General features: G+C 60.9%; 15 protein-coding genes and 1 tRNA gene. 13 read left to right on the top strand and 3 right to left on the bottom strand.

Annotated features, from left to right (window positions below; translation table 11 throughout):
- The first annotated feature begins 11 nt into the window (after positions 1-11).
- The gene (locus ACFOEV_RS17570) at positions 12-734 is read left to right on the top strand and encodes a GntR family transcriptional regulator (protein ID WP_386776180.1); all 723 of its coding nucleotides are present in this window, start codon (positions 12-14) and stop codon (positions 732-734) included.
- A 107-nt stretch (positions 735-841) separates the two neighbouring features.
- Here the strand turns inward: ACFOEV_RS17570 and ACFOEV_RS17565 are convergent, their stop codons facing one another.
- A complete protein-coding gene (locus ACFOEV_RS17565; protein ID WP_386776179.1) occupies positions 842-1,192 on the bottom strand; it encodes a metalloregulator ArsR/SmtB family transcription factor in 351 nt (116 codons plus the stop codon).
- A gap of 75 nt (positions 1,193-1,267) precedes the next feature.
- Here ACFOEV_RS17565 and hrpB point away from each other — a divergent pair, with 75 nt between their 5' ends.
- The 7 genes from hrpB to ACFOEV_RS17530 all read left to right on the top strand — a co-directional run bounded on the left by hrpB (position 1,268) and on the right by ACFOEV_RS17530 (position 8,998).
- On the top strand, positions 1,268-3,715 hold the full coding sequence (hrpB, locus tag ACFOEV_RS17560; protein WP_386776178.1) for an ATP-dependent helicase HrpB: 2,448 nt from the start codon (positions 1,268-1,270) through the stop codon (positions 3,713-3,715).
- A gap of 144 nt (positions 3,716-3,859) precedes the next feature.
- Positions 3,860-5,257 carry a c-type cytochrome gene (locus ACFOEV_RS17555; RefSeq protein ID WP_386776177.1) on the top strand — a complete coding sequence of 466 codons (1,398 nt, stop codon included), beginning with the start codon at positions 3,860-3,862 and terminating at the stop codon, positions 5,255-5,257.
- Positions 5,258-5,260: 3 nt separating this feature from the next.
- Positions 5,261-7,027, top strand: a complete 1,767-nt coding sequence (locus tag ACFOEV_RS17550) for a cytochrome c oxidase subunit I (protein ID WP_386776176.1) — start codon at positions 5,261-5,263, stop codon at positions 7,025-7,027.
- Entirely contained in the window at positions 7,024-7,692 is a 669-nt protein-coding gene (locus tag ACFOEV_RS17545) for a cytochrome c oxidase subunit 3 (protein ID WP_386776175.1), read from the top strand. Before ACFOEV_RS17550 ends, ACFOEV_RS17545 begins: the two co-directional genes overlap by 4 nt.
- Before the next feature lie 30 nt (positions 7,693-7,722).
- Positions 7,723-8,430 carry a heme-copper oxidase subunit III family protein gene (locus tag ACFOEV_RS17540; RefSeq protein ID WP_386776174.1) on the top strand — a complete coding sequence of 236 codons (708 nt, stop codon included), beginning with the start codon at positions 7,723-7,725 and terminating at the stop codon, positions 8,428-8,430.
- Positions 8,431-8,490: 60 nt separating this feature from the next.
- Positions 8,491-8,808, top strand: a complete 318-nt coding sequence (locus ACFOEV_RS17535) for a cytochrome C oxidase subunit IV family protein (protein ID WP_386776173.1) — start codon at positions 8,491-8,493, stop codon at positions 8,806-8,808.
- 113 nt (positions 8,809-8,921) lie between these two features.
- Positions 8,922-8,998 (top strand) — tRNA-Pro (locus ACFOEV_RS17530).
- 162 nt (positions 8,999-9,160) lie between these two features.
- Here ACFOEV_RS17530 and ACFOEV_RS17525 read toward each other — a convergent pair.
- Entirely contained in the window at positions 9,161-9,529 is a 369-nt protein-coding gene (locus ACFOEV_RS17525; RefSeq protein WP_386776172.1) for a hypothetical protein, read from the bottom strand.
- A gap of 173 nt (positions 9,530-9,702) precedes the next feature.
- Here ACFOEV_RS17525 and ACFOEV_RS17520 point away from each other — a divergent pair, with 173 nt between their 5' ends.
- The 5 genes from ACFOEV_RS17520 (at position 9,703) to ACFOEV_RS17500 (ending at position 14,309) form a co-directional block, all read left to right on the top strand.
- Positions 9,703-9,876 (top strand): DUF2970 domain-containing protein, encoded by a 174-nt coding sequence (locus ACFOEV_RS17520; RefSeq protein ID WP_386776171.1) that lies wholly within the window; start codon positions 9,703-9,705, stop codon positions 9,874-9,876.
- Positions 9,877-10,027: 151 nt separating this feature from the next.
- The gene (gene coxB, locus ACFOEV_RS17515) at positions 10,028-11,143 is read left to right on the top strand and encodes a cytochrome c oxidase subunit II (protein WP_386776170.1); all 1,116 of its coding nucleotides are present in this window, start codon (positions 10,028-10,030) and stop codon (positions 11,141-11,143) included.
- A gap of 55 nt (positions 11,144-11,198) precedes the next feature.
- Positions 11,199-12,830 (top strand): cytochrome c oxidase subunit I, encoded by a 1,632-nt coding sequence (gene ctaD, locus ACFOEV_RS17510; protein ID WP_386776169.1) that lies wholly within the window; start codon positions 11,199-11,201, stop codon positions 12,828-12,830.
- 55 nt (positions 12,831-12,885) lie between these two features.
- The gene (locus ACFOEV_RS17505) at positions 12,886-13,452 is read left to right on the top strand and encodes a cytochrome c oxidase assembly protein (protein WP_386776168.1); all 567 of its coding nucleotides are present in this window, start codon (positions 12,886-12,888) and stop codon (positions 13,450-13,452) included.
- Positions 13,449-14,309: a cytochrome c oxidase subunit 3 gene (locus ACFOEV_RS17500; protein WP_386776167.1), complete on the top strand. Its 861-nt coding sequence runs from the start codon at positions 13,449-13,451 to the stop codon at positions 14,307-14,309. The genes ACFOEV_RS17505 and ACFOEV_RS17500 overlap by 4 nt, the downstream gene beginning before the upstream one ends.
- 72 nt (positions 14,310-14,381) lie before the next feature.
- Here the strand turns inward: ACFOEV_RS17500 and ACFOEV_RS17495 are convergent, their stop codons facing one another.
- Positions 14,382-14,573, bottom strand: a complete 192-nt coding sequence (locus ACFOEV_RS17495; protein WP_386776166.1) for a DUF2909 family protein — start codon at positions 14,571-14,573, stop codon at positions 14,382-14,384.
- Positions 14,574-14,579: the final 6 nt, after the last annotated feature.

The raw sequence follows: 14,579 nt of genomic DNA, 5'->3' as shown, positions 1-14,579 counted from the left end.
GACAACGCAAGATGAGCGATAACTGGCATGACGAGATGCTCGCCGACGCCAAGGCGGGGGGACGCATCAATGATCGGCATATCGTCGACAGGATTCGCCAGGCGGTGTTGATGCAGCGCCTGCCGCCGGGAACACGGCTTCCCGAGGTGGCGCTGGGCGAGATCTTCGGTGTCAGTCGGTCGGTGGTGCGCAAGGCCCTGACGCGGCTGGCGTCGGATCACGTGATCACTCAGCAGCCCAATCAAGTGGCCAGGGTGTGTGCGCCCAGTGTCGACGAGACGCGCGAGATCTTTGCCGCCCGCCGCCTGATCGAAGGAGAGGTCGTGGCACTACTTGCCGGTCACCTCGGACATGCGCAGTGCCGGACCCTGGCCGCCTATGTCGACGACGAGTATCAGGCACATCTGCGTGGCGATGAGAGTCAGCGGATCGAACACTCGCTGGCCATTCACCATTATCTGGCCGACCAGTCGCCCAACCGCATCCTCGGCATGATGCTGTCCGACCTGATTCTGCGCACCTCCATCGTGATCGCCCTCTACAAACGCTCGGGCCTGGCCTCCTGTTATCTGGAGAACGATCATGCCGATCTGCTGAAACACCTGGAACGTGGCGAATCGGAGGCCGCGCGGCGCTGCGTGCAAGCCCATCTCACGGCGTTGGAGAAGTTGCTCGATCTGCGCCCCCACGAGGCCCGTATCGATCTGGCGGCGATTTTCGGCAAGGCAGGATGAGTCCGTACGGAAACTGCCTGTCCTCGACCCTGCCGGTCCCTCGCTCGCCGAATGCTCGTAAAGAATCCGGCCACAAGGCGCGCCGGTTGAGAGTCTGATGCACCCGCTCAGCAACAGCCTGCCTGACGCTCGGGACGGTTGCCCATCCGTGTCAGCGCGTCCTGCATCCGACCGACCTCCGTGTGGCAGCCTCTCGCGGCGCAGGTCAGGGTTTCCAGTGCCCAGGAAGGCAGCGAAGGATGCAAGCGATAGTAGATCCATTGTCCCTGGCGACGGTCGGCCACCAACTCGCAATTGCGCAGTTGAGCCAGGTGGCGCGAGACCTTTGGCTGCGAAGCGTCGATGACGTAGGTCAGTTCGCACACGCAGAGCTCTCCCTCGGCCTGAATCAGCAACAGGATCGCCAGCCGAGTCTCGTCGGCCAGGCACTTGAACAGCCGAGTGGCATGCTCGGTCATGGGGGTTCTCCTTGCCGAAAAGACAGGTGATTTTCAGTATATATGTTACATCGTATATGAGGTGGAGGACAGTTCATGACAGCCGCCGATGCCTTGCCCATCGATGATCGGTTGGGCGAGATTCGCCGGGCGCTGGCCGGTCATACGCGGGCGCTGCTGGTGGCGGAGCCGGGGGCCGGGAAGACTACCCGCGTGCCGCTCGCGCTACTGGATGAACCCTGGTGCCGACCGGGCAAGCTGTTGTTGCTGGAACCCAGGCGGGTGGCGGCGCGTCTGGCCGCCCGCTACATGGCCGAGCAGCTTGGCGAGCCACTGGGGGAAACCGTGGGCTACCGGGTCAGAGGGGAGAGCCGCGTGGGAGCTGCCACCCGCCTGGAGGTCGTCACCCAAGGGGTGCTGACGCGCATGCTGCAGGACGACCCGATGCTCGAGGGCGTGTCCGGTATCGTGTTCGACGAATTTCATGAGCGCAGCCTGGAGGGCGATCTGGGATTGGCGCTGGCGCTGGATGTCCAGGCCGGGTTGCGCGAGGACCTGCGGTTGCTGGTGATGTCGGCAACCCTGAATACCGAGGCCTTGCGTCCCCTGATGGGGAAAACGGCGCCACTGATCGATTGCCCGGGGCGCACCTTCCCGGTCGAGACGCGTTACCGGGCGCTCAACAGTCGCGACGATGCTGCCACCCAACAGGCCGCCGTGGTTCGTGAGGCGCTGGCCCGGGACGGCGGCGATGTTCTGGTCTTCTTGCCCGGGGTGGCAGAAATCCGCCGATTGGCCCGCCTCCTGACGGAGGTGTCGGACGAGGTCGTGGTACTCGAGCTGCATGGCCGGCTCAAGCTGGAGGCCCAACAACGGGCCCTGCGTGCCGACCCCTTCGGCCGCCGGCGCGTGGTGCTGTCCACCGCCATCGCCGAATCCAGCGTCACCGTGGACGGGGTGCGTACCGTCATCGATGGAGGATTCGAACGGGTGCCGGTGTTCCAGCCGCGTACCGGCCTGACTCGCCTGGCCACTCAGCGTCTCAACCGCGCCAGCGCCGATCAGCGGCGTGGACGAGCCGGGCGCCAGGGGCCGGGTGTCTGTTACCGGCTGTGGGCAGAGGAGCAGCCGCTACCGACGCATGGCGAACCGGAAATCGAGCAGGCCGATCTGTCAGGGCTGGCCTTCGAGTTGGCGCGTTGGGGCATCAAGGCGCCGGAACAGCTGGCTTGGGTAACGGCGCCACCGGCGGCGGCCCTGGCGGCCGGACGTGAGCTGTTGCAGCGCCTTGGGGTACTGGATGCCGAGTATGGCCTGACACCGCTGGGGCGGGCCAGTGCTCGATGGCCGTTGCATCCGCGTCTGGCGGTGCTGCTCGAACGTGCTGCCGAACGGAACGCTCGGCCGCTGGCTTGCTGGCTGGTGGCATTGCTGGAGGGGCGTGACGGCGACGATGCATGTGACCTGGCCGTCAGCCTGGCGCGCCGGCCCGCTGGCAAGACGGGCGGGCCGGCAGGGCAGTGGTATCGCGATACCAGCCGTTTGGCGCGACTGGCCGGCTGTAGCCTCGATGTCGATTCGCTGGCGCCACTGGGTGAGTTGCTGGCCTTGGCCTATCCCGAGCGTGTAGCACGGTGCCGGGAACCCGGTTGTTTCAAGCTGGCCAACGGCGGCCTGGCGTTGCTGGACGTTGCCCAGCCACTGGCTCATGCGGAGGCCCTGGTCGCGGTCGAACTTGATGGCCAGGCTCGGGGGGCACGTATTTACCGGGCGGCTGCCGTCTCGCTGGAGCGGTTGGAAGCGTGCTTTCCTGAATCGAGGCGGTGGCGGCCTCGAGTGGTGTGGTCGGAGGCCGAGGGACGCCTGGTGGGCGAAGAGGTCAGGGGGCTGGGAGAGCTGGTGCTGGCACGTCGACCGCTGGCGACACTACCCACCGGGGCCGTGCATCAGGCATTGCTGGCCGCGCTCAGGCGGCGTGGTTACCTGGCTCTCGATACCGAGAGCGAACAGTTGCTGGGGCGCATGGCACTGATGCGTCGAGTGCTGGGCGAGGAGTGGCCCGACTGGTCGCAGGCAGCATTGCTTGGCACGTTGGACGATTGGCTGGCGCCGCAGCTGGGACCTGGTGTCCTGCGACTCGCGGACATCGACCGGCTGCCCTTGGCACGTCTGCTGCTCGATACCTTGACGTGGCCGCAGCGTCAAGCACTGGACGAGGAGACTCCCATGCATCTCATGGTACCGAGTGGTTCCCGGATTCGCCTCGACTACCGGGGCCAGGAGCCGATTCTGTCGGTCAAGTTGCAGGAGTTGTTCGGGCTCGCCGAGACACCACGCCTGGTGCGCGGCCGCGTGCCGGTGGTACTGCACCTGTTGTCACCGGCGCGGCGCCCCTTGCAGGTGACCCGCGACCTGGCCAGCTTCTGGCGCCAGGGCTATTTCGAAGTGCGCAAGGACATGCGCGGGCGGTATCCCAAGCATCCCTGGCCAGAGGACCCGTGGGCGGCGAAGGCGACGGCCGGGACCAAGCGACAGGGGCGTTAGGCTCAGGGTTAGCACGCTTGTAGCAGGCCATATCACGTAAAGCTATAAATTGGCGAGTCCCAAGGGCAGTCACTATATTGAGGTAACGCTAACATCTTTTCTCTGAACGAGGCTTCTTCTTGATGTTAGGGAGGGGGGCGACCTATGGCGATGGCGATTGCTCTGATCGTGCTGGCGCTGGGGTCGGTCGTCTTCTATTTTCTCAGTCCCTGGAACTTGACGCCGCTGGCGTCCAACTGGGGCACCATCGACGACACGATTCTGATCACCTTCTGGGTCACGGGTGGCGTGTTCGTTGCCGTCAATCTATTCATGGCCTGCGCCATCTTTCGCTTCCGCTTCAAGCGGCACAAGCGCTCGCACTATGAACCCGAGAACAAGAAGCTCGAGGCCTGGCTCACCGGGCTGACCACCTTGGGCATCGCCGCCCTGCTGGCGCCCGGGCTCTTCGTTTGGGGGGCCTTTGTCACGGTGCCGGAAGACGCACACGAAGTCGAAGTGGTGGGCCAGCAATGGCATTGGAGCTTTCGCTTCCCCGGCGAGGATGGCCGCTTCGGTGCGGTGCATACCCGTCTGGTCGACGAGGATAATCCTTTCGGCCTCGACCCGGACGATCCGCAGGGCCAGGACGATGTCCTGGTGGCGAGACCGCACGTCAAGCTCCCTGTCGATCGACCGGTGAAGATGAGGCTGCGCTCGCAGGACGTCATTCATAACTTCACGGTGGCCCCGTTCCGCGCCAAGATGGACTTGGTGCCGGGGCAAGTCTCCTATATGTGGCTGACGCCTACGAAAACCGGTGAGTTCGAGGCCGTCTGTGCCGAGCTCTGCGGCATCGCCCATTTCGCCATGCGCGGCCGAGTGGAGGTGGTGGAGCAGGAGGCGTTCGATGACTGGCTGGGGACCCAGCCCACCTATGCGGACCTGGTGGCGCGCGGGCCTGGCGATCCCGAGGCTGGCGCCGAGCAATATGCTCGTTGCGTAGCCTGCCATGGTCCCCAGGGCGAGGGGCAACAGGCAACCAATGCGCCGCGTCTTGCCGGCTTGAGGGCTGACTATCTCAGGCGCCAATTGCGTAATTTTCGTATTGGTGCTCGCGGGCAACATGAGGGCGACACTTTCGGTCAGCAAATGCGTCCCTTCGCTCTCAGTCTGCAAAGCGAGTCAAGTATCGAGGATCTCGTCGCTTATATCGAAACCTTACCTGTCGAACCCACGCGAGCCACCATCACGGGGGATGCCCGTCGTGGAGCCCGGCTCTACCGTTCCTGCGGCAGCTGTCATGGTGCCCAGGGGCAGGGGAAAGTGGAGCATAGGGCGCCGCGTCTGGCGGGCATGAACGACTGGTATCTGGTGCGGCAGCTACAGCATTTCAGGGACGGGATTCGTGGCCGTCATCCTCAGGATTGGTACGGCAATCAGATGGTCGATATGGCGCAGATACTAGTCGACGACGCCGCCTTGCGTGACGTGGTGGCGTATATCGGCAGCCTGGCCGAGACGTCGCAGGCTGATGCCGGTCAAGCAAGCGCCGAGGAGTAACTCATGGGCGAACGCGAATATGATGCCGGATCCTATGTGCCGCCGGCGGAAGTCGAAGAGATGGAGCTGGTCCATCCGAAGACTTTCATCGGCAAGTATATCTGGAGCCAGGATGCCAAGGTCATCGCCATCCAGTACGCGGTGACCGCGACCGCCATTGGCCTGGTGGCGCTGGTGTTGTCGATCCTGATGCGATTGCAACTGGGGTTTCCCGATACCTTTTCCCTGATCGATCCTGGCGAGTATCTGCAGTATGTGAGCATGCATGGCATGATCATGGTGGTCTATCTGCTCACCGCTCTCTTCCTGGGGGGCTTTGGCAACTACCTGATTCCGTTGATGTGCGGAGCCAGGGACATGGTCTTTCCCTATCTCAACATGCTCAGCTTCTGGTTCTATCTGGCCTCGGTGCTGATACTGGTGGCCGGCTTCTTCGTGCCCGGTGGTTCGATGGGAGCCGGTTGGACCCTCTATCCCCCGCAGGCGATAAGCGAAGGAACACCGGGTGCCGAGTGGGGCATCATCTTGATGCTGGTGTCACTGGCCGTGTTCATCATGGGTTTTACCATGGGGGGGCTCAACTATGTGGTCACGGTCCTGCAGGCGCGCACCCGTGGCATGACGCTGATGCGCTTGCCGCTGACCGTATGGGGTATCTTCATGGCCACGGTATTGGCCCTGCTGGCCTTCCCGGCGCTGTTGGTAGCCTGTCTGATGATGCTGTGCGATCGCCTGCTGGGGACCAGCTTCTTCATGCCGGACATGCTGAGCATGGGCGAGGCATCGGCATATGGAGGCGGCAGTCCGATTCTCTTCCAGCACCTGTTCTGGTTTTTCGGTCATCCCGAAGTCTATATCGTGGCGTTGCCGGCCTTCGGTATCGTTTCCGACCTGTTGGCCTGTCATGCCCGCAAGAACATCTTCGGCTATCGCATGATGGTCTGGGCGATCATCATCATCGGTGTTCTCAGCTTCGTGGTCTGGGCGCATCACATGTATGTCAGTGGCATGAATCCCTACTTCGGCTTCCTGTTCGCTACCACGACACTGGTGATTGCCGTGCCCACCGCGATCAAGGTCTATAACTGGGTGTTGACGCTATGGCGAGGCAATATCCGCCTGACCGTGCCGATGCTGTTCGCCATTGGCTTTATCTTCACCTTCGTCAATGGCGGTCTCAGCGGGCTGTTTCTCGGCAATGTCACGGTGGATGTGCCGCTGTCGGATACCTATTTCGTGGTCGGGCATTTCCATATGGTCATGGCGGTGGCCCCGGTACTGGTGATCTTCGGGGCCATCTATCACTGGTACCCCAAGGTAACCGGTCGCCTGCTTGACGATACCCTGGGCAAGATCCATTTCTGGGTGACCTTTCTGGGCACCTACCTGATCTATTATCCGATGCATTTCATCGGGCTCGAAGGGGTGCCGCGGCGTTATTACGCTTATGGTGAAACCACCTCCATTTCCGATTCCGTCCAGGATCTCAATGCAGTGATCACGATGGCGGCCATCGTCGTGGCCGTGGCGCAGGTGCTGTTCATCTTCAACCTGGTGCGGAGCTATTTCCGCGGCCGTGACGCTGGTCCCAATCCCTGGGAGGCGACCACTCTGGAGTGGCAGACCGAGCATACGCCACCGCGGCATGGCAACTTCGGCAAGGACCTGCCGGTGGTCTATCGTTGGGCCTACGACTATGCCGTGCCGGGCGCGAAACAGGACTTCATCCCCCAGAACGTGCCGCCGGAAGCCGTGGAGAGACACTCATGACCGTCAGCCTGGTATTTCTGACGATATTGATGGCCGTCCTGGCCGGCTGGTTATTGCGACAGTCATTCAATGTCAGGCCCTGGGAGCCCCAATCGGCCCCGGTGGCCCATGGTTCCCACTTGCCGCCTGCCATGACGGCGGGACGAGTGGGGCTAGTGGTCTTTCTGGCGGTAGCGACCTCGCTGTTCGCACTGACTATCAGTGCCTACATGATGCGCATGCACGCCAGTGGTGACTGGCGTCCCCTGCCGATACCGGGACTGCTGTGGTTCAATACCGGCGCACTGCTGCTAGGCAGCATCGCTCTGCAGTGGGCCTGGAATGCGGTTAGACGCAATGACGAGTCGGGGCTGACAATCGGTTTGATGGTGGGAGGGGCCTGCAGCCTTGTCTTTATCCTTGGGCAATTGCTGGTGTGGTACCAGCTCAGCGCAGCCGGTTACTACATGGCAGGGAATCCGGCCAACTCCTTCTTCTTCATGTTGACCGCCTTGCATGGACTTCATCTGCTGGGCGGTCTGATTGCCTGGGGCAGGCTGCTGCCCAAGGTGTGGCGGGGGGTTGCGCCGATGAGGGTGTGCTCGAGTGTCGAGCTGTGTGCCCTCTACTGGCACTACCTGTTCGCGGTCTGGATCATCCTGTTTGGCCTGGTGCTGTCTGGCTGAACGTTGCCCCGTCGCGGCGAGGAGGCGGCAATGTCTGAGATAGATTCCCGTAGCCCATCACTGTCGGGCATGAAAGGCCTGGCAGCGGACTGGGCGTCGGATCAGCGGGCGTTCAAGAAGGTTCCCTGGGGCAAGGCGATGATGTGGCTGTTCCTGCTCAGCGACATCTTCATCTTCGCGTGCTTTCTGATCGGCTACATGACGGTACGGATCTCGTCCACCGACGCCTGGCCAGATACCGGCGAGGTGTTCGCCCTGCATGTCGGTGAGCAGAATGTGCCGTTGCTGCTGATCGCCATCATGACCTTCATCCTGATCAGCAGCAGCGGCACCATGGCCTTGGCGGTCAAATTCGGCTATGAGAAGAACCGCCGCGTGACGGCGACCCTGCTGGTGCTGACCGCCTTGCTCGGGGCTTCGTTCGTCGGTATGCAGGCATTCGAGTGGACCAAGCTCATCCACGAGGGGGTCAGGCCCTGGTCCAACCCTTGGGGAGCTCCCCAGTTCGGGGCTTCCTTCTTCCTGATCACCGGCTTTCACGGCACGCATGTCACCATTGGCGTCATCTTCCTGATCATCATGACGTTCAAGGTCATGCGCGGCTCGCTGGATGCTGCCCGCCCCGGCTTCTTGACCGGGCGAAAGGGGCGCTACGAGATGGTCGAGACGTTGGGCCTGTACTGGCACTTCGTCGATCTGGTCTGGGTCTTCATCTTCGCGTTCTTCTATCTTTGGTGAGTGTCGTACGCGAGCCGACATCGCGTGTTGGCGTCTCGTGCGATACCAGTGGAGGACGACATGGCGCATGCAGAAGCTCAACAACACCCCATCGGTATCTATCTATGGGTGTGGTTCCTGTTGTTCGTACTCAGCTTATTCTCCTATCTGGTGGACTATGTCGGCCTCGAGGGCTATCTGAAGTGGACGTTGATCACCGCGTTCATGCTGATGAAGGCGGGCCTGATCATGGCGGTCTTCATGCATATGGTCTGGGAACGCCTGGCGATCATCTGTGTCGTTCTGGTGCCTCCCGGCGTATTGGTGTTCTTCATGGGCCTGATGGCGCTCGAGAGTCGTTATACGCTACTGGCTCGCCTGGAGTTCTTCTTCCACTGACTCTTCGGCTTGCCGCTGGCAAGCTTTTGAAAGGCAAGCCCAAAAGGGGCTTTCCATTTGCCGGGAACCCAGGTAGTATACGCCTCGTTCTCGGGGCATGCCGTGAGACGAGTCGGAGCGTGGCGCAGCTTGGTAGCGCGCTGCAATGGGGTTGCAGAGGTCGCAGGTTCGAATCCTGTCGCTCCGACCAACTATCTTCAGAAAAGCCGCTTACGGATTCGTCCGGAGCGGCTTTTTGCGTCAAGGGATGCTGGTGTGGCGATGATCGTAATGCAGGTTGATGAGTCTGTCGGGAATAAAAAGGGGTGGCCGCGGCAGTGGACACCCCATAGTCATGCACATAAGAGGCCAATCAAAGCTCTTCCCAGACTCGCTCTCGGAACTCGTTCGACAGTTCGGTGACCTTTCCCATCCGGGTCAGATGGGCGTCGGTCACTTGCTTGACCATATTGTGATAACACTCGCCTAGTGTGGCGGGATCCTTGTGCATCTCCTGATCCATGAAGCACTTGGCCATCCTCTCGCTAGACATGGCGCAAGCCGTCAGGAATTCGGCTTCATGCTGAATGGCCTCGCCGACGGTTTCCATCCATGCTAGCTGCATGCGAGCCATGGGAGTAGCGGCATCCATCCAGTGCTGCATCCACCATTCGACGACCGGTTGAGTTACCTCGAAAACAGGCTCTCCCACCGGGGCAACGTCATGCATTGCGGTTGTCATGTCTTCGCCCTCACTTATAGTGTCAAGTGCAATCCTGAGTATAGTGGCTGAGGAGCCAGCAAGTTGTTGCAAATGGTATATCCGAACGATGTTCTGTTTGACATGCGACAAGGGAAGCGGACGCTAGGTCCGGTGGGCGCTCTTTCGTTAATCCCTGAAGTATGAGGCCTCCGATGTGGGAAGTGATCAAGTCAGTGCTGGCGGCGTTTTTCGGCGTACAGAAGGAAAGTCAGCGTCAACGGGATTTCGAGCATGGCAAGCCCAAGACCTTCGTCGCGGTAGGCGTCGCCATGGGGGTGGTGCTGGTGATCCTGATGGCCGGCGTGGCGATCATGGCCGCTCGCTGACGCTGCCGTGTCCTAGCGTTGATGCTCGCGTTTGGCAAACCGCCAGGGACGCTTGCCATTCGACTTGCAATCCTTTTCTATAGACGTTAAAGACACGCCTAATATTGCCACAACGCTCCAAGGTAGGCATGACAATGACAAGGAGGGGCCGATGCGCAAGACGCTCGTTTGGTTGACGGGTGGGGGATGTTTCCTGGGGCTGGCGTCAGCCACCTTGGCCAATGGCTGGAACATGCCGGTGGGGGTCACCGATGTCAGCCGTGAGATCCATGCGTTGCACATGACGATCTTCTGGATCTGCGTGGTGATCGGGGTCGCGGTGTTCGGGATGATGTTCTTTTCCCTGTTCCGTTATCGCCGCTCGCAGGGCGCCAAGTCCGCCAACTTCCATGAACATACCACCGTCGAAGTGATCTGGACGGCGATCCCGCTGCTGATTCTGGTGGGCATGGCGTTGCCGGCCACGGCCACGCTCAAGCGCATGTACGATGCCTCGGAAGCCGATCTGGACGTGATGATCACCGGCCAGCAGTGGCGCTGGCGTTATGACTATCTGGGTGAGAACGTCTCCTTCACCTCGAACCTGAGCACACCTCGCGCCCAGGTGCGGGGTGAAGAGGAGCGGACCGAACATTATCTTCTCGATGTCGACGAGCCTTTGGTGCTGCCGGTCGACCGCAAGGTCCGCTTCCTGATGACGTCCGATGATGTCATCCATTCCTGGTGGGTTCCCGAGCTCGCCGTCAAGCAGGACGCCATCCCGGGATTCGTCAACGAGAACTGGGTGCGTATCAATGAGCCCGGGATCTATCGTGGCCAGTGTGCCGAGCTCTGCGGCAAGGATCATGCGTTCATGCCGGTCGTGGTGCATGCCATGGAGGAAGGGGAGTTCGATACCTGGCTGGCCGAGCGGCAGGCGGCAGCCGAAGCCGAAGCGAGCGGTGTCGATCGCGAGTGGCAAATGGATGAGCTGATGGAACGAGGCGAACAGGTCTATGGCTCGATCTGTGCAACCTGCCATCAGCCAGACGGCTCGGGGGTCGAGCCCACCTTCCCGGCGCTGGCGGGCAACGAGGGTATCCTGAACGATATCGACCGGCACATCGATGTGGTATTGAACGGTGTCTCCGGGACACCCATGGCGGCATACCGCAGCAACCTCAACCCCGTGGAGCTGGCAGCCGTCATCACCTACGAGCGCAATGCCTGGGGAAATGAAAGCGGCGACGTGGTGCAACCGTCGGAAATCCAGTCACTGCTCGAATAGTCGCTCATGACAGGATTTTCCCTCTGGGTATCTTTGACAGGACAGGAGATTTCCGATGGCTTCGAATTTGCCACCCAAACCGACTCTGGAGCACAGCACGGCCTCTGCTGGCGGCATCGCTCATGAAGAGCATTACCGGCCGGGCGGTCTCTGGCGCTGGCTGTTGACGACCAATCACAAGGAAATCGGTACGCTCTATCTGGTCTTTTCACTGACCATGTTCTTGATCGGCGGGATCTTTGCGCTGGTGGTGCGGGCCGAGCTGTTTCAACCGGGACTGCAACTGGTGCAGCCGGAGTTCTTCAACCAGATGACCACCATGCATGGCCTGATCATGGTGTTCGGCGCGGTCATGCCGGCCTTCACCGGCCTGGCCAACTGGATGATTCCATTGCAGGTCGGCGCCCCGGACATGGCGTTGCCGCGGCTCAACAACTTCAGTTTCTGGCTGTTGCCGGTGGCCTTCACCTTGCTGCTGTCGACCCTCCTGATGCCAGGCGGAGGGCCCAACTTCGGCTGGACCTTCTATGCGCCGCTGTCGACCACCTATGCACCACCGTCGACCACTTTCTTCATTCTCTCGTTGCATATGGCCGGGATCAGTTCGATCCTGGGGGCGATCAACATCATCGCCACCATCCTCAACCTGCGGGCGCCGGGCATGCGCCTGATGGACATGCCGCTGTTCGTGTGGACCTGGTTGATCACCGCCTTCCTGCTGATCGCGGTGATGCCGGTGCTGGCCGGGGTGATCACCATGATGCTGATGGACATCAATTTCGGCACCAGCTTCTTCAATGCCGCCGGTGGCGGGGACCCGGTGCTGTTCCAGCACTTGTTCTGGTTTTTCGGCCACCCCGAGGTCTATATCATGATCCTGCCGGCCTTCGGCATCGTGTCGGCGATCATCCCGACCTTCGCTCGCAAGCCGTTGTTCGGTTACGCCTCCATGGTCTATGCCACGGCCTCGATCGCCATCCTGTCGTTCCTGGTCTGGGCGCATCACATGTTCGTGGTCGGCCTGCCCCTCGTGGCGGAACTGTTCTTCATGTACACCACGATGCTGATTGCCATACCGACCGGGGTGAAGGTGTTCAACTGGATCACGACCCTGTTCCGTGGCTCGATCACTTTTGAAACGGCGATGCTGTTCGCTCTGGCATTCGTGGTGCTGTTCACCATCGGCGGCTTCTCCGGGTTGATGCTGGCCATCTCCCCGGCGGATTTTCAGTATCACGATACTTATTTCGTGGTTGCTCACTTCCATTATGTGCTGGTCCCCGGTGCGGTGTTCGCCATCATGGCTGGAGCCTATTACTGGCTGCCGAAGTGGACAGGCCACTACGCCGACGAACGCCTGGGTCGCTGGCACTTCTGGCTGTCCATCATCGGCGTCAACCTGACGTTCTTCCCCATGCACTTCTCGGGGCTGGCCGGCATGCCGCGTCGTATTCCCGACTACGCGTTGCAGTTCGCCGACTTCAATATGGTGTCCAGCCTCGGCGCCTTCCTGTTTGGAGCATCGCAGTTACTGTTCATATGGGTAGTCGTCAAGTGCGTGCGCGGCGGTGAGAAAGCGCCCGCCAAAGCCTGGGATGGCGCGGAGGATCTGGAGTGGAGCGTGCCGTGCCCGGCTCCTCTGCACACCTTCGACACGCCACCGGACTTCAAGCCGATCGCCCACTGACAGCAATCAGACAGCTCATGCGCCGCCAATGCCTAGGGGCGGGGGGAGTAGCGCCATGAACCCGGTTCAGCGAACGGTCTTTCGCACGGTGATAGCCTTGATCGGCATGTTCGCCTTTGCCTTCGCGCTGGTGCCGCTGTATGACGTCTTCTGCCAGGTGACGGGCCTCAACGGCAAGGTGAGCGACAGGGCCAGGTCGCTCGTCAACGAGGAGGTCGACACCTCGCGCTATATCAACGTGCAATTCATCACCCGCTCGGGAGGTGGCTTGCCCTGGCGCCTGGACGTGGAGCATTCGCAGATCCGTATACATCCCGGCCAGTCCGCCGAGGTCAATTTCACCTTCACCAATCAGAGCGATGAAGCATTGTCAGGCCGTGCGGTTCCCAGTGTGTCGCCTTCACAGGCCTCCCTGCATCTGCGCAAGGTGGTTTGCTTCTGTTTCGAGCAGCAGCATCTTCAGGCCGGTGAGCGGGTCGAAATGCCCTTGGTGTTTCAGTTGACCCGGGACCTACCTGACGAGATCAAGACGGTAACCCTGGTCTATACCCTGTATCCCGTATCGGGTGCCCAAGCACAGCTACAGGCGCAGGCCGCGTCTGGTAAAGGAGGTGACGCATGAGTGGTGGCAGCTACTACGTTCCGGCGAGCAGCAAGTGGCCTGCACTAGGTTCACTGGCAGTGGGGACCATGATGGTGGGTATCGGCACGATGCTGGTGCATGGCAGTGGAAGCCTGGTCATGTTGGTGGGACTGGTTGCCGTGCTGACCGTCATGTGGATGTGGTTTCGCGATGTCGTGCGCGAGTCGCGTGGAGGCCTCTATGATGCCCAGATGGACCGTTCCTTTCGTTGGGGAATGGGATGGTTCATCTTTTCGGAAGTGATGTTCTTCGCTGCCTTCTTTGGTTCCTTGTTCTACGTGCGTACCTTTGCGGTGCCCTGGCTGGATGGTGAGGGGGCCAAGGGAGTGACGGCACTGCTGTGGCCGGATTTCACTGCGAGTTGGCCGCTGATGAACCCACCGGGCAGCGATATCAGCGGGCCTCATGAGGCGGTCAGTCCCTGGCAGTTGCCGTTGGTCAATACACTGTTCCTGGTCACTTCCAGCATCACCCTGACCATTGCGCACGAGGCCTTGAAGGAAGGGTATCGCCTGACTGCCCGCAATTGGTTGATAGGTACCCTGCTGCTGGGGGTATGTTTCCTGCTGGTCCAGGGATTCGAATACCATGAGGCGTATACGCATTATGGTATTACCCTCGAGGCCGGGATCTATGGCTCGACCTTCTTTCTGATGACGGGATTTCATGGCCTTCACGTGACTGTCGGCGCCATCACGTTGGCGGTGATTCTGTCGCGCGTGATCAAGGGACACTTCACTCGCGACAACCACTTTGCCTTCGAGGCGGCAGCCTGGTACTGGCATTTCGTGGATGTGGTGTGGATCGGTTTGTTCCTGTTCGTCTATGTATTCTAAGCCCTGACGAGCCAGAGGCCGAGATGACCGAAGACCGAAAAGGACCGCCCTCAAAGCGGTCCACGGGTCGCTTTACCCCCCGAGATCGCCGATATAGAAACCATAGAGCAGCAAGATGACCAGTAAGCTGGCCATGGCGACGCGCACCTTGAGCGATGTCAGTAAGCGGCGCGAGCGACTTTGGTCGCGTAGCAAGAAGCCGGCGCCTGCCACCAGACTGGTGAGCATGGCCAGAAAGACCAGTGCAATCAGTGCTTTCAGCATGAAGAG

Origin of the sequence: Litchfieldella rifensis (genome assembly GCF_042646605.1) — a bacterium.
Classification (GTDB): domain Bacteria; phylum Pseudomonadota; class Gammaproteobacteria; order Pseudomonadales; family Halomonadaceae; genus Litchfieldella; species Litchfieldella rifensis.
Note: the sequence above shows the minus strand (reverse complement) of the source record. Positions and strands in the feature narration are given on the sequence as shown.